The organism is Thermococcus cleftensis (assembly GCF_000265525.1).
GTDB classification, from domain to species: Archaea; Methanobacteriota_B; Thermococci; order Thermococcales; family Thermococcaceae; genus Thermococcus; species Thermococcus cleftensis.
In genome coordinates this window covers 356,414-374,022 of the sequence record NC_018015.1, presented here as the reverse complement: position 1 = coordinate 374,022, position 17,609 = coordinate 356,414, and the positions used below count along the sequence as shown (strand labels likewise).

20 protein-coding genes and 3 tRNA genes are annotated in these 17,609 nt (G+C 55.2%); 6 read left to right on the top strand and 17 right to left on the bottom strand.

All coding sequences use genetic code 11. The annotated features are described in order from the left end of the window. Positions 1-48 precede the first annotated feature (48 nt). The 6 genes from dnaG to CL1_RS02065 form a co-directional block, all read right to left on the bottom strand. Positions 49-1,440, bottom strand: a complete 1,392-nt coding sequence (gene dnaG / locus CL1_RS02090; RefSeq protein WP_014788261.1) for a DNA primase DnaG — start codon at positions 1,438-1,440, stop codon at positions 49-51. Then, positions 1,437-1,838: a toprim domain-containing protein gene (locus CL1_RS02085; protein ID WP_014788260.1), complete on the bottom strand. Its 402-nt coding sequence runs from the start codon at positions 1,836-1,838 to the stop codon at positions 1,437-1,439. The genes dnaG and CL1_RS02085 overlap by 4 nt, the downstream gene beginning before the upstream one ends. Positions 1,839-1,961: 123 nt before the next feature. Next, on the bottom strand, positions 1,962-3,236 hold the full coding sequence (locus CL1_RS02080) for a TIGR04013 family B12-binding domain/radical SAM domain-containing protein (RefSeq protein ID WP_014788259.1): 1,275 nt from the start codon (positions 3,234-3,236) through the stop codon (positions 1,962-1,964). 69 nt (positions 3,237-3,305) lie between these two features. Beyond that, a complete protein-coding gene (gene hpkA, locus CL1_RS02075) occupies positions 3,306-3,509 on the bottom strand; it encodes an archaeal histone HpkA (protein WP_014788258.1) in 204 nt (67 codons plus the stop codon). A gap of 335 nt (positions 3,510-3,844) precedes the next feature. Next, a complete protein-coding gene (dcd, locus tag CL1_RS02070; RefSeq protein WP_014788257.1) occupies positions 3,845-4,315 on the bottom strand; it encodes a dCTP deaminase in 471 nt (156 codons plus the stop codon). A 372-nt stretch (positions 4,316-4,687) separates the two neighbouring features. Beyond that, positions 4,688-4,763: transfer RNA gene (locus CL1_RS02065), tRNA-Arg, on the bottom strand. 96 nt (positions 4,764-4,859) lie between these two features. On the opposite strand from CL1_RS02065, the gene CL1_RS02060 reads away from it, so the two are divergent. Beyond that, positions 4,860-5,300 (top strand): hypothetical protein, encoded by a 441-nt coding sequence (locus tag CL1_RS02060; protein ID WP_014788256.1) that lies wholly within the window; start codon positions 4,860-4,862, stop codon positions 5,298-5,300. A gap of 38 nt (positions 5,301-5,338) precedes the next feature. Here the strand turns inward: CL1_RS02060 and rpl12p are convergent, their stop codons facing one another. The 8 genes from rpl12p to CL1_RS02020 all read right to left on the bottom strand — a co-directional run bounded on the left by rpl12p (position 5,339) and on the right by CL1_RS02020 (position 10,764). Continuing rightward, the gene (gene rpl12p, locus CL1_RS02055; protein ID WP_014788255.1) at positions 5,339-5,656 is read right to left on the bottom strand and encodes a 50S ribosomal protein P1; all 318 of its coding nucleotides are present in this window, start codon (positions 5,654-5,656) and stop codon (positions 5,339-5,341) included. Positions 5,657-5,732: 76 nt separating this feature from the next. Next, positions 5,733-6,752, bottom strand: coding sequence for a 50S ribosomal protein L10 (locus CL1_RS02050; RefSeq protein WP_014788254.1), 1,020 nt, complete (start codon positions 6,750-6,752; stop codon positions 5,733-5,735). A 5-nt stretch (positions 6,753-6,757) separates the two neighbouring features. After that, complete coding sequence (locus CL1_RS02045; RefSeq protein WP_014788253.1) at positions 6,758-7,408, bottom strand: 50S ribosomal protein L1; 651 nt, start codon at positions 7,406-7,408, stop codon at positions 6,758-6,760. Positions 7,409-7,488: 80 nt separating this feature from the next. Beyond that, entirely contained in the window at positions 7,489-7,980 is a 492-nt protein-coding gene (locus CL1_RS02040; RefSeq protein ID WP_014788252.1) for a 50S ribosomal protein L11, read from the bottom strand. Between the two features lie 26 nt (positions 7,981-8,006). Continuing rightward, positions 8,007-8,465: a transcription elongation factor Spt5 gene (locus tag CL1_RS02035; RefSeq protein WP_014788251.1), complete on the bottom strand. Its 459-nt coding sequence runs from the start codon at positions 8,463-8,465 to the stop codon at positions 8,007-8,009. A gap of 20 nt (positions 8,466-8,485) precedes the next feature. Then, positions 8,486-8,671 (bottom strand): protein translocase SEC61 complex subunit gamma, encoded by a 186-nt coding sequence (locus CL1_RS02030; protein WP_014788250.1) that lies wholly within the window; start codon positions 8,669-8,671, stop codon positions 8,486-8,488. A 37-nt stretch (positions 8,672-8,708) separates the two neighbouring features. Next, positions 8,709-9,827, bottom strand: coding sequence for a cell division protein FtsZ (gene ftsZ, locus CL1_RS02025; protein WP_014788249.1), 1,119 nt, complete (start codon positions 9,825-9,827; stop codon positions 8,709-8,711). A 118-nt stretch (positions 9,828-9,945) separates the two neighbouring features. Further along, complete coding sequence (locus CL1_RS02020) at positions 9,946-10,764, bottom strand: D-aminoacyl-tRNA deacylase (protein ID WP_014788248.1); 819 nt, start codon at positions 10,762-10,764, stop codon at positions 9,946-9,948. Between the two features lie 222 nt (positions 10,765-10,986). On the opposite strand from CL1_RS02020, the gene CL1_RS02015 reads away from it, so the two are divergent. Genes CL1_RS02015 through CL1_RS02005 form a run of 3 tightly spaced genes read left to right on the top strand, consistent with a single transcriptional unit; the run spans position 10,987 to position 14,802 of the window. After that, entirely contained in the window at positions 10,987-12,024 is a 1,038-nt protein-coding gene (locus CL1_RS02015) for a TAXI family TRAP transporter solute-binding subunit (protein WP_014788247.1), read from the top strand. Between the two features lie 11 nt (positions 12,025-12,035). Further along, complete coding sequence (locus tag CL1_RS02010) at positions 12,036-12,491, top strand: DUF1850 domain-containing protein (RefSeq protein WP_014788246.1); 456 nt, start codon at positions 12,036-12,038, stop codon at positions 12,489-12,491. 1 nt (position 12,492) lies between these two features. Continuing rightward, positions 12,493-14,802 carry a TRAP transporter permease gene (locus tag CL1_RS02005; protein WP_014788245.1) on the top strand — a complete coding sequence of 770 codons (2,310 nt, stop codon included), beginning with the start codon at positions 12,493-12,495 and terminating at the stop codon, positions 14,800-14,802. Between the two features lie 55 nt (positions 14,803-14,857). On the opposite strand, the gene CL1_RS02000 is transcribed toward CL1_RS02005, so the two are convergent. Together CL1_RS02000 and CL1_RS01995 are read right to left on the bottom strand one after the other, a co-directional pair. Further along, positions 14,858-15,040 carry a hypothetical protein gene (locus CL1_RS02000; protein WP_014788244.1) on the bottom strand — a complete coding sequence of 61 codons (183 nt, stop codon included), beginning with the start codon at positions 15,038-15,040 and terminating at the stop codon, positions 14,858-14,860. A 71-nt stretch (positions 15,041-15,111) separates the two neighbouring features. Further along, positions 15,112-16,320, bottom strand: a complete 1,209-nt coding sequence (locus CL1_RS01995) for a hypothetical protein (RefSeq protein ID WP_014788243.1) — start codon at positions 16,318-16,320, stop codon at positions 15,112-15,114. Positions 16,321-16,372: 52 nt separating this feature from the next. Here CL1_RS01995 and CL1_RS01990 point away from each other — a divergent pair, with 52 nt between their 5' ends. Both CL1_RS01990 and CL1_RS01985 read left to right on the top strand, forming a co-directional pair. After that, a complete protein-coding gene (locus CL1_RS01990; protein ID WP_014788242.1) occupies positions 16,373-16,972 on the top strand; it encodes an RNA ligase partner protein in 600 nt (199 codons plus the stop codon). Positions 16,973-16,998: 26 nt separating this feature from the next. Next, positions 16,999-17,075: transfer RNA gene (locus CL1_RS01985), tRNA-Thr, on the top strand. Positions 17,076-17,396: 321 nt separating this feature from the next. Here CL1_RS01985 and CL1_RS01980 read toward each other — a convergent pair. Further along, positions 17,397-17,474: transfer RNA gene (locus CL1_RS01980), tRNA-Pro, on the bottom strand. Positions 17,475-17,609 lie beyond the last annotated feature (135 nt).

Sequence of the window (17,609 nt, the reverse complement as noted above, 5' to 3'; positions counted from 1 at the left end):
CAATCCCCTGGAAGAATTACTTAGAAGAGTTAAAAAGATCGCGGAGGGTCACTCCGCGAAGGTTATTATCTTGAGGTTTATTGGCCTCCTGACGACGTTGTACTTCCTTGCGCCGACGAGGTACTTCACGCCACTCTCACTTACAGTGTCGATGAGGCGCTGGGTTATGACGCCGTTGAACACAACTGCGTAGACGTCCTTGCGCTCCCTGAGCTGGTTCGTCATTTCCCTGACCGGTATCTCGGCTATTACCTTTTTGTCCTTGTCCAAGAGCAGGGCGACGGACTCCTTGGAGGCCTTAACCTTCTCGACGAACTCCTTGAACTCGTCGAGCTCGCTCTGCTTCGGCTGCTGTATGGGCTTTATTATGCGTTCCTCCTTCTTGGGTTCGGGCTGGGGCTTTTTCTCTTCCGCTTTCTGGGGCTGTGCGGGAACGACCGCAGGAGTGGGTTTGTTCTCCTTCCTCTCCTCCTTTACCTTGGCCCTCTCCTTCTCCCTGAGGACCTCGTAGAAGTTCCTGCCCTTGTAGAATATCTCCGTTATGACCTGCTCCGCCGGAACCTTGCTCCTGAGGGACTTGACTATTTCCTTCTTGGTGAGCTCTTCGACCTCCTTGCCCTCCGGCGCGCGAGCCACGTAGTCCACATCAGCAACCTGGAGGAGCTCCTTGAGTATGAGCTCGCCGCCGCGGTCGCCGTCTGTGAAGGCCGTAACGATGCGCTCCTTGCTGAGCTTTATGATGGTCTCTGGAACGGAGGTTCCTTCAACGGCTATGGCGTTCTTTATGCCGTGCTTGAGGAGGTTGAGCACGTCGGCCCTTCCTTCAACGACTATGATTGAGTCAGAGAACGGCACGTGCGGGCCGGCCGGAAGCTTCTCCGGACCGTACTCTATGAGCTCCTTGGCGCGGACGGCTTTCTTGACCTCCTCCGTTAGCTCCTGCGTTTCCGGAATCTCCTGCTCCATGAGGCTCTCGAGTATCTCCTTGGCCCTTTCGATGATGTACTTCCTCTTCGTTGCGCGGACGTCCTCGATGCGGAGAACCTTTATCTTGGCCTCGGCCGGGCCGACGCGGTCAATGGTCTCTAGCGCAGCGGCGAGGATAGCAGTCTCGACCCTGTCTAGGCTCGAGGGGACGGTTATAGTTCCGTAGGTCTTTCCGGCCTTTGTGTGGACCTCAACCCTTATTCTTCCAATCCTTCCGGTCTTCTGGAGCTCCCTAAGGTCTAGATCGTCACCTAGAAGACCTTCTGTCTGCCCGAAAATGGCCCCAACGACATCGGGCCTTTCAACAATGCCGTTAGCCTCAAACTCTGCATAGATAACGTATTTGGTAGTTCCAAACTCATCTTTGGCTGACATACCACCACCCTCTTTTCGTTTTTCAAACTTCTGCTTCTCGGCCAAAATGTGGTGAAGCACGGTCTTCTTCCTCTTCATCGAATCCCCTCCGCCAGGGGGTCAGAAACGGAGACGATCTTGATGTACAGGCTGTAGAGATCCTCGATACCTTTAATGTCCTTCTTCGCTATTCTCTTGAGCTCCCTGCGCGTCTCTGTATCGACCCTGCAGGGGTAGCCCTCCAGATATCGGAGGAGCTTTCTCGCGAGTTCTTCGCCCTTTCTGTCGAAGTCGGTAAGTATGATGACCTCTTTATGTGATGACGCGATGAGCGCGACCTCCGCCAGAGGCAGGCGGGAGAGTCTTATTATCTCCGCCCTGACCCCCAGATTCCTCAGAGCCACCTCGTCTCGCATGCCCTCGACGATGAGGGCACCCTCAAACTCTCGCAGTTTGTCTATAAGCTCCAGGAATCTTTTATAGTTTTCGGCGTACATTTCGCCGTCGGTTGGATAACGAAACAACGAGGTTATAAGCTTATTGGAGGCTCTTTGACACGTTTATGTTCATACTGACCTCCTCCCTGCCGTGAGGGGCGAGGCTCCAAAAGAAAAATGTACTCAGCAGACGTCCCTAACGGGCACCGTGTGGCTCATTGGCTCCTCGTAGAACTCCTCCATCAGCCTCTGGAGCCTCTGCGAGAGCTCGATCTGCTTGCCCCATGACCCCTCGATCTTACCCTTTGCGGCCATTCTCCCCAGGAACCTTCTCATCTCCTCACTCAGCGGACTTGGCTTACAGCGTGCCCAGGGGGTTCCTGGGAGGGGCATAAAGTAATGGGCGCGGACCTTTCCACCCTTTCTCATTATCCACCTCATAAGCTCGATGCTCTTTTTCTGGCTCTCCTTGCTCTCGTTCGGCAGGCCCACGATGAAATCAACGACCGGTTCAAAACCATACTCGAGCATGTACTCAACCGCCCTCCGGACGTGCTCCACCCGATGGAGCCTGTGCATGGCCTTGAGCATGGCATCGTCGCCGCTTTGAGCGCCTATAGCTAACCTCCTGTTGTCGGCGTAGTCAATGAGGAGCTCAAGCGTCTCCGGTAAAACGAACTCGGGTCGAACCTCGCTCGGGAAGGTGCCGTAGAAGAGCCTCCTACCCTCTTTCCTGAGGGGCTGAAGGGCCTTGAGGAGGGCCTCGAGCTTGCTGAGCTTGAGTATCGCCCCGGGTGAGCCATAGGCGAAGGCGTTGGGGGTTATATAGCGCATGTCCTTCATTCTCCTCGAGTACTTCACAATCTGATCTATTGGCCGGTGCCTCATTCTGAGCCCCTTGATGTAAGGCGTCTGGCAGTAGTAGCAGCCGAAAGGGCAGCCGCGCGTTATCTCTATCGGAGATATGAGCCGAACACTCTCTGGGTACGGGGGAAAACGCCAGAAGTCCTCCACCTTCGCAAAACCTGTAAAGACGAACTCACCGTTGAGGTAGAACGCCAGCCCCGGGATTGAGAGTAGGTCTCTGGTTATCCTGTATCCGCTACGCTCAAGGGCCGTCAGGAGCTGGTAGATTACCTCTTCACCTTCACCGATAACTGCTATGTCAAACCCGAGCTGATTGAGCGTATGTTTGGGCATCGCTATAGCATGATAACCGCCGGCTATCAGGAGCGAGCCTCCCTCCTTCAGTAGTTTAATCTCCTCGGGCAGGTTTCCCCATATCTCCTCAGTGAAGAAGGAGTAGAGAACCACCTTGGGCCGGGCCTTCAGTATCTCGCTGAAGTCCTTGGTTATCAGTAACTTTTCTAGGTCGTATCCCTGGCTCTCCAGGGCGCCCAATAGGTGAACGAAGGCATTGTGGTTGCGCTTCGTCATTCGGACGGCTATCTCGGGCATGGTTGAAGCCTGGATAAGGAACTTAAAACGCTAACGGTGTAGAAATGAGTAGAAAAGCCAAAAAGGCCTTCAGGCCTTGATGGCAAGCTTGATGTCCTCGGCCTTGACGGTCTTTCTGCCGGCGTGCCTGGCGAAGTCGTTGGCCTTCTTGGCGAGCTCAATGGCGTACTCCTCGAGGTACTCGGCGAGAACCTTGGCGGCATCCTCGCTGACCCTCTCGGCGCCGGCCTTCCTTATAAGCCTGTCAATCGGGGCAATCGGAAGCTCGGCCATTCACAACACCTCCATAAAGGGTTCTTCGGTATTTTTTTTTGGAATTGGAGGTATATAAACCTTTCGGTAAACGGGGCTTTCTGCATCGGTTAGAGAGCAAGTGCGCCGTTGAGTACAATCGACTGGGCTATATCAATATTTTCATGAAGGTTCACGAGAATAGGTAACCTGTCACGGGCTGGGTCTTCAATAGAAGCCCCCACCCAGATGGTGCCTTCCATTGGCTATAACCCGGTAATCGTGGGGCCTGCTTTTAGAACCTCCCCCAGGATTTTCTGACTTGTTTTCCGCGGCCATTGGAGAGCACCCACGACAAAAAGAAGGAGACTGAGGGATTATCCCTGCTTTCTCTTTGAGAGTGCAAGATGCTGGCTTCCCTGGTAGTTCCCCCGATATGGATTTTTGGCCGGCCCCTCCAGCCTGATGAAGGCTATCTGGACGAAGCGTTCGCCGTAGGAAAGCTCAACCGGCTCGTCAGAGGCATTGTAGAGGCCGAGAGTGAGGTTGCCGTCCCAGCCGGGATCGACCCATGCGAAAGAGCCGAGAAGGCCTTCCCTCGCCAGACTGCTCCGGAGCTTCATATCACCCATCACGTCGTCGGGAAGCTTTAGCCTTTCCAAGGTCAAGACGAGTGCGTAAGTCCCCGGGGGAATGGAAATCTTGCCTACCTCTTCGATGTTTACCAGTTTTCCTTCTATGTATGCCTCTTTACCAACGCGCAGGTCGTAACCTGCCGGTTGGAGCGACTTCTCGCTGAAGGGCTCGATTAGTATCTCCTTTTTGATTTTCCAGTCTGGAAGCATCATAGGAACCACCGCTGGGAATTTAAATAGGGGATATAAAAACAATCTGGCCGATGATGAGCGATTGGCCCGGCACCGAGCGGTGCGGAGGGCCACCACTTCTGAGGCCAGAAAGCTTTCGCATGAAAAGCTTGACCAACATGGTTTAATTATCTAAAAGGGCAAGAGGAAAGTTGTATACAAAGTTGTATGCGTTATATGCCCATAGTGGCATGAATAGGAATGTTTAGTTCAAACGATCCTTCATGATGAAGAGAACACGCGCTCAAACCTGGCAAAGTTTGAACATATAAATCTCCTTCACCAAAAGTTAGTAGCTCTTGCACAAAAAGAGGAAAGAGCCAGGCCTTTGTCAAACTTCGCCAAAATTTGAACTGGCGGGCCCGGCGGGATTCGAACCCGCGACTACCGGCTCCGAAGGCCGGCGCCATGTCCTCTAGGCCACGGGCCCGCCAGAGATGGTTCATAAGGATCAAACATAAACCTTGCGGTCTTTTTCGAAAAACTTTTAGATTACTATACAGAATATTAACCTGGGGGAATAACAATGAGACGGAGCACTGTGGTATTAACTGTAAGTGCACTGGCAATCCTGGGCTTCTTTGCCCTGGCACCGGCCCTTCCCTTGTATCCCATGTTGGTGGAGAAATACGGTGCGAAACCAATAGACCTACTAACGGTAGCTTTGGGACTGCTCGGGCTCGTCACTCTGATCGGAGGCGTGGCCCTCAGAAAATTCGAAAGACTTCCAAGAAACGTTGCCCTATACGAGACGGCCGAGTTTGTGATAATGGGAACCTTGGGTCTCATCTGGGTAAACACCATCAACAACATGGAAAGCACTTCCGAAAAGGCGGCCGTTTCTGCTGTGTTTTTCATTCTTTATGTGGTCATCATTGAGATTCTAAGGAAAAAGCTTGACCCAGATAGGTACAGAAGGACTTGGAGAATGATTGTAATGCTCAAGAACGGTGGAGAAAAGTTGTGAAAACGTCCGCCCAAAGGCGGACAAAAGGGGAAAGGAGTTCAGCCGAAGAGGGCACCGAGTCCAGCGAGGGCCTCCTCCTCGCTGGCCTCCTCTTCCTCTTCCTCCTCTTCCTCCTGGGCCTGCTCGGCACCGCCCTCGGCGGCCGGAGCGGCGGCAACGGCAACAGGGGCGGCGACCGGCATGGCGGCCTTCTCGATGACCTCGTCGATGTTGACGCCCTCAAGGGCGGCGACGAGGGCCTTTATCCTAGCCTCGTCCGGGGTGACTCCAGCGGCCTCAAGGACGGCCTTGAGGTTCTCCTCGGTTATCTCCTTACCAGCGGCGTGGAGCAGCAGAGCGGCATACACGTACTCCATTTTTCGCACCTCCAATCATCTTCATTTTTCATTCATTTCACACGGGTTGTTCAGGGATACGAGGGAAATGGAAAGTTCAGCCGAAGAGCGCGCCCAGTCCGGCGAGCGCGTCCTCCTCGGAGGCTTCCTCTTCTTCCTCCTCTTCCTCAGCCTCCTCAACCTTCTCTTCCTGCTGAGGCTGAGCGGCAACGGCTATTTGTGCCTGTTGGTTTAAAAGCTCTTTGGTCTTCTCGTCAAGCAGCTCCTCAGGCAGCTCCTGCGCTATGAGCAGGACAGCGCGCAGGGCCCTGCCAAAGATGTCCTCGACGGTCTCTGGGGTGACGTAGCCAGCCTCCACAGCGACGTTCTTCGCGCCGAGGAAGGCCTTCTGTATGATTGCCTCGATGGTCTGGCTGGTCGGATAGGCGGTGTTCACGGACAGGTTGAAGGCGTGCATGTAAGCCTGCTGGAGCAGGTTGATGTACTCCTCCTCGTCGATCGCCAGGACGTCCGGGGTGTAGACGATTCCGTCCTCGTAGGCCGCGAGCAGGTTGAGACCGACCTCAAGCGGCTCTATGCTGAGGGCGTTGAGGATTCTCGCGAGCTGGTCGGTTATAACCTCTCCGGCCTTGAGGACGGTGTAGTCCTTCTGGATGCTGACCTTACCCCTCTCAATCCTCGCCGGAATGCCGAGGGCCTGCATCTCACCGACGAGCGGACCCGGCGAGAGTGAAGTTGGACCGGCTGGTATCACGACGTCCCTCGGGACCACCGCTCCGGGCTTGGCCGGGGCCGGGGTCTTGCTCTCCTCGAGGAGCTTGTAGAGCTTGAAGGGGTTCATCTCGGTGGCGAGGATTCCGGCTCCGCCCTGAATGTGGTCAATGAGCTTCTCGAGATCCGGGTTGTTGAGCTCCTGGGCGGCCTTCTTTATGGCGAGTTCGATGAGGGTGTTCCTGCTGACCCTGAGGAGCGCCTTGCCCCTGAGCTTCTCACGCATCTTGCTGAGCGGGTAGGCTGGAACGTTGGCCACATCAACGAGCGCTATCACTGGGTAGCTCTTGATGATCTTGGCGAGCTCTTCAACTTCCTTCTTCTTCCACTCGGCAACGTGGGCCATCTCCCTCACCTCTCCACCTTAACTGCCGGTCCCATCGTGGTCTTGATGTACACTGACTTCACTTGGTTCTCGCCGCGCTCCAGCTTGTTGAGTATGGCGTTGAGAACGGCCTCGGCGTTCTCGGCGAGCTTCTCATCGTCCATGTCCTCGGTGCCTATCCTGGCGTGAACGACGGGGTTGTTCTTGAGCTGTATCCTGACGGTCTTCTTGAGCTTGTTCACTATCGGCTCGAGGTTGGTCATCGTCGGCGGAACGACCTGGGGCATCTTGTTCCTTGGACCGAGGTACCTACCGAGGTACCTACCGATCTTTGGCATCAGCGGCGCTGCGGCAATGAAAAAGTCGTAGTTCTTCGCCAGCTTCCTTGCCTGCCTTGGGCTCTTCGCGAGCTCTTCAAGCTGCTCTCCACTAATCACATCAAGCCCGAGCTTTTTAGCCGCCTCGGCAACGGCACCATCAGCGATGACCGCGATTTTGGGCTCCTTCCCACGACCGTGGGGCAGCACAACCTCAAGCTTGAACCTGTTCTCCGGCTTGCGGAGGTCTATATCCTTGAGGTTGACTGCCATCTCGACGGTCTGTGTGAAGTTGCGCGGCTTAGCCCGGGCCTTCGCCTCCTTCACCGCTTCCACGAGTTTCTGCCTGTCAAAGGCCATTTACAGCCCTCCCTTTCGGTTTTGATTTAAGCCCGAAAAAGTCAAAAATGCGTAAAAAGAGGGATTTTTAAACTTTTCCCTCACTCCTCGGCGTTGGCGAAAATCTCGTCGTAAACGCCTTCGTCAATCTCCTTCTGGACTTCCCTCGGGTCCTTGCCTTCAACCGTAACGCCCATGCTGAGGGCAGTTCCGATGACCTCCTTGGCCGCGGCCTTGAGGTCGGCCGCGAGCATCTGCTCCTGCTTGGCCTTCGCTATCCTGATGACCTGCTCCATGGTCAGGTTCCCGACAGGGCTGTGGCCGGGCTCGCTGGAGCCCTTCGGGGCGCCGATTTCCTTCTTGATGAGCTGGCTGACCGGCGGAACACCGACCTCTATCTCGAAGGTCTTCTTCTTCGGGTCGGTGACGATGATCTTGACGGGAACCTGCATTCCCTCGAAGTCCTTGGTAGCCTTGTTTATCTCATCAACGACCTGCTTGACGTTAAGTCCGAGCGGTCCGATGGCTGGGCCGAGAGGCGGACCGGGTGAAGCCTTTCCTCCCTCAACGAGCACCTCAACAATCTGCGGCATCTTTCTCACCTCTGTCCTTTGACCGTTCACTCCTTCTGGCGTTTGCTTATAAGTCTAACGTATTCGCCCCTCACCGTGACTGGAATCGGGACGATTGAACCTATGAGCTCGACGACTATCTCGTCCTTGGCCTCATCGACCCTGACGACCTTGGCCTTCTCGCCCTTGAACGGGCCGGAGATTAGCTCAACGATGTCTCCCGGTTCGAAGCCGCTCACGGCTGGTTTCTCCTCGAGGAAGTGCTCTATCTCCTCGAACTTGACCTCTCCCGGCAGGGTGCCCTTGGCGTGGCGTATGCCCTTTATAGCTTCGTCCACGGCGCTCTTGCTCGGTGCCTCAACGAAGATGTAGCCCTTTACCTTCGAGGGCGCCAGTATGGCGTAGACCGGGAGGTTGTATGTCTTAATCTTGCTGTATATCAGCTTGGAGGTGGTCTCTTCCTGTCCCACCGTGACGCGCACTGTGAAGATCCTGCCCTCGCTCATCGCTCTCACCCGCGAACAGTTCAGGCCCCTGTAATCAGGTAGCCTATCAGGCGGATTATGAGGCCGATGGTACCTATCAGGAGCATTCCGATGCCGGTTATCTTGGCGGCCATCTTAAACTCCTTCATACCCGGCTTCTTAGTGACCAGCAAAACCCTCCGCGACTCCGCGAAGAAATTTTTAAGCTTTTCCGTAGTCGTTGCCACTGCCGTCACCTCGCCAAATTTTGAAAATGAAAGTTAGTCAAAGCTCGTCAAGGTCGAGCTTAATAACTTTTCTCTCCTGTTCCTCACCGTAGTAGCCCGGCTCCTCCTCGGCCACCGCGTAGGGTGAGCTGACGCCGGTGACGACGATGAGGATTCTAATCATCTTGCCGAGCTCCTCGTCGAGCTGTATGCCCCAGATAACCTGGGCCTCCGGGTCGAGCTTGCTGGTGACGAGCTCTATTATCTGCTGGGCCTCCTCGAGCTTGACATCGCTTCCACTTATGCTTATCAAAGCGCCCTTGGCACCGCTTATGTCCACGTCGAGGAGCGGGCTGTTGAGGGCCTGCTGGGCGGCCTCTAAAGCCCTCTTCTCGCTGTCGCTCTCGCCTATGCCTATCATCGCAACGCCGCCGTCCTTCATGACTGCCCTGACGTCGTTGAAGTCAAGGTTAACCAGGCCGGGCTTGGTGATGAGCTCGGTTATGCCCTTGACGGCCTGGACGAGTATCTCGTCCGCGACCTTGAAGGCCATGTGGATCGGCAGGTTCGGAGCTACCTCCATAAGCTTGTCGTTCGGGATTACTATGACGGTGTCGCTGTTCTTCCGGAGCCTCTCAAGGCCGTACTCGGCGTTCTTTATGCGCCTTATGCCCTCGACGGTGAACGGGAGGGTGACGACTGAAACGGTGAGGGCGCCCATCTTCTTGGCTATCTCGGCCACGACTGGAGCTGCGCCCGTTCCGGTTCCTCCACCGAGACCGCAGGTGATGAACACCATGTCCGCCCCTTCGAGGGCCTCCCTTATCTCGCGCTCACTCTCCTTCGCGGCCTCCTCGCCCATCTTGGGGTTGTTCCCGGCTCCAAGGCCCCTGGTAAGCTCCTTTCCGATGAGTATCTTCTTGTGAGCGCGGACCTTGAGGAGGTCCTGGGCATCGGTGTTGATGGCTATGACCTTCGCCCCCTGGATTCCTACCTGCATCATTCTGTTAATGGTGTTACAGCCGGCACCGCCGACACCAACGACATAGATCTTAGCCTGAATCTGCTCAAGAATCCTCTTGAGCTCCTCATCAACATCGGTCTGGCTCGGGGCCTCCGGCACCTGGTTGAGGCCGGCGGAGGTTCTTTCGATGGCGTCTTCAATCAGCTTCAGCATTTTTTCACCCTCCGGGCAATTTAACATCTGTTCCACTTTGTACGCAGGTGGTATATAAATTTAGCTAGGCAGATGCTGATTTTAAATCCCGCTCAACGTCTTTAAAGATTTCGCCTCTTCAGTCCCGTATGAACTCCAGGCCCAGCTCTTCGGCCAGGGTCTTGGCCATCTGCCTGGTTTCTCCCTTACTGCCCTTCCAATCAACGTAAATGACATCTACCTTGCCCTGTGTCCTCTCAATCGCCCGGAGGATCAGCTCTTTTTTCAGCGGGTGGGTGTACTTGGGGGCTATGTGGCCGAAGGCGATGTCGCTTTCTAGGGCGCGCTTCGTCTGCTTGGGGGCGTAGTGGCCGCCGCCGATTCCCAGTGCGACTGGAAACTTGGCCTTCTTGTAGTTCTCCAGGACGTAAATTATGGTCTCGGCTATTATCTCGCCGGCCCTGTCAATCACCCACTCCTCCTCGCTCGAGCCTATCTCTATGAAGAAGCTTGGAACCTCCAGCTCGCTCGGTCCGTGGTGGGTTGCCTCGTAGCAGACGGTCCAGCCGAGGTCGTTTAGCTCGCTCATCTTGAGCAGGGCGAGCTTCATGGCGGCCGGCTGAGCTATGGCGAGGCTCTCGTCCTTTCCCCCGTACATGGCCTTTCCCCAGTTCCCAGTCACGTGAGTGGTAAGGGCAGGTAGCTTCTGCTTGCTGGAGTGCCTGGAGGCGAAGGCTATTATCTCTGGCTTAAATCCGAGCTGGGCTTCTATTGCATTATCGAGGTCGTCATAGTATATCATCTCCTCGTTGGTCGTCAGTATGAGCGTGTCGCCCCTGGCATAAACGGGATTTCCGTCGAAGATCCCCTCGGTCTCCCTGAACCCGAAGTTCTCAACGAGCCTGTTCAGTATGTTCATCGACGCGAGGTCGATTTTCGTTGTCATTATCACCTTCATAACGATCCCCTTTGGAATAGCCGTCTCCGTTAAAAGGCTTTACCCGGGTTCGAAGTTCTACCTTTGTATAGCTTTCATCGATGTTCTTGCGTTTTGCTTGGGAGATAACCTGAAAGATTTACGGAAATGTAACGAAAACTATATAACTTTGAATGTACTTCAATATCCTAATGTGGTCGTTAGGCCATAGGTGTACGTTACAGTATGGAGGTGGACATGAGTATGAAGAAGTCGGTAGTTGGTGTATTGGTTTTTGTGCTTTCGGTTTCTCTTTTAATGGCCGGTTGCATAAGTCCCGGAGGGGAGGAGACTGGAACCCAGACTACTGGCCCAACCGAAACGTACTCCATTGAGATATACACGGGGGGAACCAGCGGTGTTTACTACCCACTTGGCTCCGCCTATGCCAACATACTGAACCAGTACAGTAAGGACGAGACCGGGATAAAGATTGAGGCTAGGGCAGTTACAAGCGGTGCCAGCGTCGCCAACGCCCAGGCCATAGGCGATGGTAGAGCCCAGGCGGCTATAATGCAGAACGACGTTGCCTACTACGCCTTCCACGGCACCACCCTCGAGGCCTTCCAGGGCAAGCCAGTGACCAAGCTCCGCGGCATCGCCGCCCTTTATCCGGAGACGATACAGTTCGTTGTCAAAGCTGACAGCAACATAAAGACCCTGGCGGACCTCAAGGGCAAGAAGGTTGCCGTTGGTGCTGCCGGAAGCGGTACCGCCGTCGCGGCCCAGCAGATACTTGAGGCTGCGGGAGTCTGGGACGACGTTGATAAGGTCTACCTCTCCTTCAGCGAGGCAACCCAGCAGCTCAAGCTCGGCCAGATCGATGCCGCCGTTATAGTTTCCGGCGCTCCGACGCCGGCGGTTGATCAAATAGCGGTTCAGACCCCCGTCAGGATCCTCCCAATTGGGGACGATATCCTCAAGAAGCTCAAGGACGAGGGTTACATCTTCTACGTCAGCCAGACCCTCCCGAAGGACACCTACAAGGGAATGACCGAGGACACCCAGACGCTCGCGGTTAAGGCCGTTCTCGTCGTCAGCGCCGACGTTCCCGATGACGTGGTCTATGCTATGACCAGGCTGCTCTTCCTCCACGTCGATGAGCTCAGGCAGGTTCACGCAAAGGCCCAGTACATAAGTTTTGACACAGCCCTCGATGGTATGAGCATACCGCTCCACCCCGGAGCCATCAAGTACTACGAGGAGAAGGGCAAGACCGTTCCAGATGATCTAAAGCCGTGAGGAGGGTCACTTTGAGCCGAAAAGCCCTTTCTTTTCTTATCATTACCGTCGCTCTCGTTCTTCTTCTGCCGGTTAATGCGGTCGAGATTAGCTTCAATGGCAGGTCTTACACTTATTCCCCCGGCTCCACAATCGAGATTGAATACGTTCACAGCGTTGAAAGGAGCGAGGTGGTTGAGATCATCACCGCCAACGGAACCGGATTTTACGTCGTTGAGATGAGGTGGAAGGACTTTGGGGCCGGCCTTCCAGAGGACGTTCAGAACCTCACCGACGGCTTCTACGTCAAGAGGACGAGGGATTATCTTGGAAGGAGTTTCACCTACTGGTTCATACCCATAAACCACGCCAACGTCACCGTCAATGGCTCTCCTGTCCTTGTTGATTCCGACGGTGGAAAAAAGGTTGTCGTGAACTTTCAAATTAAGCGCGTTCCACTTGTGATGAGGTTGATTGGGAGGTGGTAAATTGTCTGAAGAACCCAGCATCGATGTCGTCGCCGCGGAGGAGGTCGTGATAGAAAGGACCAGAACCCTCCCCCCAAGGCTTGAGTTCGTGGTGAAGGTCGCGGCCATACTAATAGGCCTTTACGAGATACTCTTCATCTTCAACTTCAACTACACCCTCTACGACCTCTTCCAGCGCCTGGGACTGGAGCTGGACTTCCTTAGAATAACGTTCCAGCCCAAGCAGGGAGAGGCCTTCGTAATGGCAATGCTGATGGTAATAACCTTCCTGCTCTACCCGATACGCAAGAAGGAGAAGTACTTCAGGAAGGTCTTCGCCTACGACTACGTGATGGGCGCCGTTGGGGTAATCTCCATGCTCTACCTCTTCGCAGTCTACGAGCGCTACATACTAACCTCTTCCCTCAACCAGACCGACGTGGTCTTTGGACTCATCGCGGTGCTCATGGTTCTCGAGGCAACGCGGCGCGTCCTTGGCTGGGTTCTCCCGGCCATAGTGAGCCTGTTCCTTCTCTACGGAATCTACGCCATCAACTACGACTGGACCCGCTTCGTGCAGCAGCTCTACTTTGACGAGGGCATCTTCGGAATCCCGTTCTTCGTCATGACGATATACGTCTTCGCCTTCATCTTCTTCGGCGCCTTCCTGCTCAAGATAGGCGTCAGCGACTACATCACCGAGTTCATGATAAGCCTCTTCGGAAAGAGGCCCGGTGGTCCGGCTAAGTCGGCCGTCATATCGAGCGCCCTCATGGGAACTGTCAGCGGCTCGAGCGTGGCCAACGTCCTCACCACGGGAACCTTCACGATTCCCCTCATGAAGAAGGCCGGCTACCCGCCGGAGATAGCCGGGGCCGTCGAGCCCGTCGCCTCCACCGGTGGCCAGCTGATGCCCCCGATAATGGGCGCGGCAGCCTTCATAATGGCCGAGTTCCTCAACCTGCCCTACAACAAGATAATCATCGCCGCGGTGCTGCCGGCCATAGTCTACTACGGCGGCGTTTACCTCTTCATAGACCTCGAGACCAAGAGGCTGGGCCTCAAGGGTATGGCTGCCGAGGCCTTCAAGACCATGGCCTACTTCCTGCGCAAGCTCTACATACTCCTTCCCATCGTCGTCATAACCGTCGCCCTCGTGTGGGGAATAGCGCCCCAGATCGCGGCCATTTCCTCGCTCGGGATTGCCATCTGGGTGGCGTGGATTTCAAGGGACGAGATATACGGAGACGAGAAGCTCTACGTCGCGGTAGCCCTGCTCACCACCCTGCTGATGTTCCTCGGGAACAACGTGGCGAAACAGACCGCTCTGGTTCTCCTGGCGATGTTCTTCCTGCTGGTCGGACTTGGAATCGCGAAGAAGGGCGTCGCCTTCAACGAGAAGTTCTACATCAGCGCGATGTTCCTCCTCTTTATAGCCCTGACCAAGTACTTGGGAATGACCAAGGAGCAGATAGTACTGATGACGGGAGTCTTTGGAATAGTCTTCTCAATCCTCGTCGGCTACCGTTCGGCACTCGACAGCGGCAAGATGATGTACCGTGCGACCTACGAGGCCATGATAGACGCCGGCAAAACCAGCGTCAGCGTCATGCTCGCGGCCGCCAGTGCGGGCCTCATTCAGGGTGTTCTCACGATGACCGGTGAGCTTACAAACATCGGCTACCGCCTCATCAGCCTTACCCACGGAAACCTCTGGCTGCTCCTTCTGCTCACGATGGTCTTCAGCCTCATACTTGGAATGGGTGTCCCCACGACCGCCAACTATATCATCACCTCGCTCGTCGCCGCCCCGGCAATCTACATGCTGGTCAGGAACATCGAACCCTACAACCAGCCGGTTCCCGGCTACACCGTCCTCATAGCCATGCTCGCGGCTCACTTCTTCGTGTTCTACTTCGGTATCCTCGCCGACGTTACGCCGCCGGTGGCCCTCGCAAGCTACGCCGGCTCGGCGATAGCGGGCGGTGACTTCTGGAAGACGGCGATCAACGCGGTCAAGTACGCGCTGGCTGGCTACATAGGCCCGTACATCTACTTCACACACCCGGAGATGTTCCTCATAACGGTCTCCGACTGGACGCCCGCGATGATACTCAGGGTGCTCTACTACCTCCTGGCGACGCTCTTCGTGATGTACCTGCTGGCCATCTCGCTGACCGGCTTTTACAACACGCATCTGAAGAAGTGGATGCGGGCTGTGATCGGCGCAATCGGCCTGGCCGGAGTCACCCTCAACCCCATCGTCATCGGGGCAGGGGTCGTCGCATGGCTCGGCCTGAAGTTCTACGGCTCGAAGTTCGCGGCCTCATAAGTGTGGGGGCTTTAATTTTTGCCCCTCACAGCTTTTTTGGACGCTCAAGATTAAATCAACCTTCTTGGGCTATTTGGCTCAGCTCGCTGGCCATCTTGTCCGATGCGGTCTCTATCTGTCTTGTTGCACTGTTGGCCGCCTGCTGAATTGCCCGGAATATGATTAGCACCATCACAAGGGACAGTGCTATCATAAAGAGGTACTCAATCGCCGCCTGTGCTCTTCTCAATTTTCTCACCGAGAATAATACCACTAAGGTCCTAATAACTCTTTTGGTTGGTTCGAAAATGAAACTAAAAATTTGGAAGTTCAGTATAGCATGACCTCGAAGCCGAGCTCGCTCAGCAGGTCTGCCAGCTCCTCGCTGTCCACGTAAACAAGCAGGTGGTGGTTGCCGAGGGTTCCGTCTATGAAGTCCATTGCATCTTCGACTTTCAGCCTTACCTGGGTCCTGCACCTGAAGTCGCTGTGCTCTTGGCCAGCGACCTCGACACCGGCAACAACAGCTCTCCTTCCGCGTATCTTGAGGAGACTGGCCTTACCCTTCGGCAGCTGGACGTCCACGCCAACCCCCGTGCCGCTCTCGAAGTGCGACCGTATGATGTACCTTCCTATCAGCGGAGCGGTGCAGTGGGCGAGGATTATGTAATCGTCCCCGTAGTCGGCAATGTTGCCCATGAACGCCGGCTTGTCGAAGAAGCGCCTCGCTATCATCATTCCAACGAGCGCGTTCAGCTCGCCCTCGCACGCTGCTGGAATGCCCTGGGCGTTAAACATCGCCAGCGCGAGGCAGGGGGTCATCTTGGACTTCATGACTATGTCAAAGCACCCTATGGTGAAGCCGTCCAGCCGGTAGTCTTCGAGGATTCTTTTTATGGCCAGATATATCCTACCTGCCCTAATCAGGTCTTCCCTCTGTGCTTCCCTTATCTCAACAGCTTTTCCAACTATCTCCTCGACGACCTCCCAGCCCTCCGCGTCGGTCGTGGCCTCGTAGTACTCGTAGAACTTCTTGAGGCTTATCCTGGTGTATGGGAGCTCGAACCTCTCGTTTATCAGCCATGGCGAAATCCTGCCTATCAGCCCTATACGCATGCGGAGGAACTTGTCCAGCGTCTCCCGCATGTCTTCGTAACCGAGCAGGGCGGCTTTAAGCTCGTTGAAGTCCTTGACCAGCGTTGAAGGAACCAGCCTGTCCCTGAAGTATTCCCTCAACTCTATCCCTGCCGCGAGGGAGTTGTTGAAGGGGTCACCGTAGATGACCACGGGCCTCCTGTAGACGAAGAACTCTTTCAGCGGGCCTTCAGTACCCCCTGTCAGGGGATAGAGGACTATCGCGTCCACCTCGTTGAAGTTTACCTCCTCCTTGGCTTCCTTGAAGTCGGCCTTTGTTGATACGAAGAACCCTCCAACGACCTCGAACTCTCCGGCGAGCTTCGTCATGAACTCCGACGCCTTCTTCTCGAACGCCTTAGGGTTCGCGAGTTCGCTAACCCCAAAAACGACTCCTACCTTCATGCTTTCACCTAACCGTTTTAAACTTCCGCGCTTAAATAAGCTTGTGGTTGCCATGAGGTTCGTCCTCGACACGAGCATCTTCGTCAATCCCGAGATAAGGGGCAAGTTCGGCGACAGCCCTACCGAAGCCATGAGGACCTTCCTGCGCTACGCCGAGAGGCTCTTCGGGCGGGTCGAGTTCTACATGCCCCCCGGAATCTACCGCGAGGTAATGCACTTCGTGGACGGGGAGGAACTCATTCCCGAGATTGAGCTTTACATAATCAAGAAGCCCCCCAATGTTCACGACATAAGGATACCCGCTTTCGTGGTCTACGAGCTGATAGACGACATACGGCGAAGGATAGACAAGGGACTCCGTGTGGCTGAGAAAGCCGTCCGCGAGAGCGTCATCGAGACGGACAACGTGGACAGGATAATCCAGAAGCTTAGGAGGAACTACCGGAAGGCCCTCAGGGAGGGCATAGTGGACAGCAAAGAGGACTTCGAGCTTATCCTCCTCGCCAAGGAGCTCGATGCGACGATAGTTTCCGCCGACGTGGGAATACTGACCTGGGCTCAGAAGATGGGCATTAAATGGATAGACGCGGCCAACTTCCGTGAGGTTCTTGAGGGCCTCGTCGAGAGGCTGGGAGAAGGGAAAAATTTATAAAGCCTCACCTGCATCGTATCATCGACGCCCCGGTGGCTCAGCCTGGTGGAGCGGCCGCTTGGTAAGCGGCAGGTCGCGGGTTCAAACCCCGCCCGGGGCTCCATTCTACAAACTTTTGCTCTGCAAAAGTTTGATCAAGGTTCGTGATTCCTTTTGAAAAAGCGTGCTTTGAGTGACATGATTTTATGCAGTTTTAACGAGGTTTAACTGTTGAACAGGGCCTCTTTAATGGTTCACTTCATTTTTAGCGTTCGAAGGACGCCTTGTGGAGAGTGGAACACTGCAAACTGTCAGTTGAGAACAAACCCCGTGAAAAACAGGCAACTTTTGGAATTGCACGCACTCTTCCGCCAGCGCTTCGTAGGAAGCGAAGCTTCCCGACGTGTTGAGGCAAAGCCTCAACATGCGGAGCAAAGGGCTGTTATGGTGGGGCCGCCGGGATTCGAACCCGGGTCACGGGCTCCCAAAGCCCGCAGGATAGACCAGGCTACCCTACGGCCCCGCCCGCGGTAGGTGCATCGGGGGGTTCCTTATTAAGCTTTTCGCTGAAGCTTCACCAAAAGTTCGCAGTCTCTCAAAGGCTCGCGTCCGGTGGAATCCTGAACATCTTTGCTAAAAGCCTGCTCCGCAGGATTTT

Excerpts from the sequence above, each read along its gene's own strand:
- dnaG (WP_014788261.1), bottom strand. The coding sequence starts at position 1,440 with ATGAAGAGGAAGAAGACCGTGCTTCACCACATTTTGGCCGAGAAGCAG.
- CL1_RS02085 (WP_014788260.1), bottom strand. The coding sequence starts at position 1,838 with ATGTACGCCGAAAACTATAAAAGATTCCTGGAGCTTATAGACAAACTG.
- CL1_RS02080 (WP_014788259.1), bottom strand. The coding sequence starts at position 3,236 with ATGCCCGAGATAGCCGTCCGAATGACGAAGCGCAACCACAATGCCTTC.
- hpkA (WP_014788258.1), bottom strand. The coding sequence starts at position 3,509 with ATGGCCGAGCTTCCGATTGCCCCGATTGACAGGCTTATAAGGAAGGCC.
- dcd (WP_014788257.1), bottom strand. The coding sequence starts at position 4,315 with ATGATGCTTCCAGACTGGAAAATCAAAAAGGAGATACTAATCGAGCCC.
- CL1_RS02060 (WP_014788256.1), top strand. The coding sequence starts at position 4,860 with ATGAGACGGAGCACTGTGGTATTAACTGTAAGTGCACTGGCAATCCTG.
- rpl12p (WP_014788255.1), bottom strand. The coding sequence starts at position 5,656 with ATGGAGTACGTGTATGCCGCTCTGCTGCTCCACGCCGCTGGTAAGGAG.
- CL1_RS02050 (WP_014788254.1), bottom strand. The coding sequence starts at position 6,752 with ATGGCCCACGTTGCCGAGTGGAAGAAGAAGGAAGTTGAAGAGCTCGCC.
- CL1_RS02045 (WP_014788253.1), bottom strand. The coding sequence starts at position 7,408 with ATGGCCTTTGACAGGCAGAAACTCGTGGAAGCGGTGAAGGAGGCGAAG.
- CL1_RS02040 (WP_014788252.1), bottom strand. The coding sequence starts at position 7,980 with ATGCCGCAGATTGTTGAGGTGCTCGTTGAGGGAGGAAAGGCTTCACCC.
- CL1_RS02035 (WP_014788251.1), bottom strand. The coding sequence starts at position 8,465 with ATGAGCGAGGGCAGGATCTTCACAGTGCGCGTCACGGTGGGACAGGAA.
- ftsZ (WP_014788249.1), bottom strand. The coding sequence starts at position 9,827 with ATGCTGAAGCTGATTGAAGACGCCATCGAAAGAACCTCCGCCGGCCTC.
- CL1_RS02020 (WP_014788248.1), bottom strand. The coding sequence starts at position 10,764 with ATGAAGGTGATAATGACAACGAAAATCGACCTCGCGTCGATGAACATA.
- CL1_RS02015 (WP_014788247.1), top strand. The coding sequence starts at position 10,987 with ATGAAGAAGTCGGTAGTTGGTGTATTGGTTTTTGTGCTTTCGGTTTCT.
- CL1_RS01995 (WP_014788243.1), bottom strand. The coding sequence starts at position 16,320 with ATGAAGGTAGGAGTCGTTTTTGGGGTTAGCGAACTCGCGAACCCTAAG.
- CL1_RS01990 (WP_014788242.1), top strand. The coding sequence starts at position 16,373 with ATGAGGTTCGTCCTCGACACGAGCATCTTCGTCAATCCCGAGATAAGG.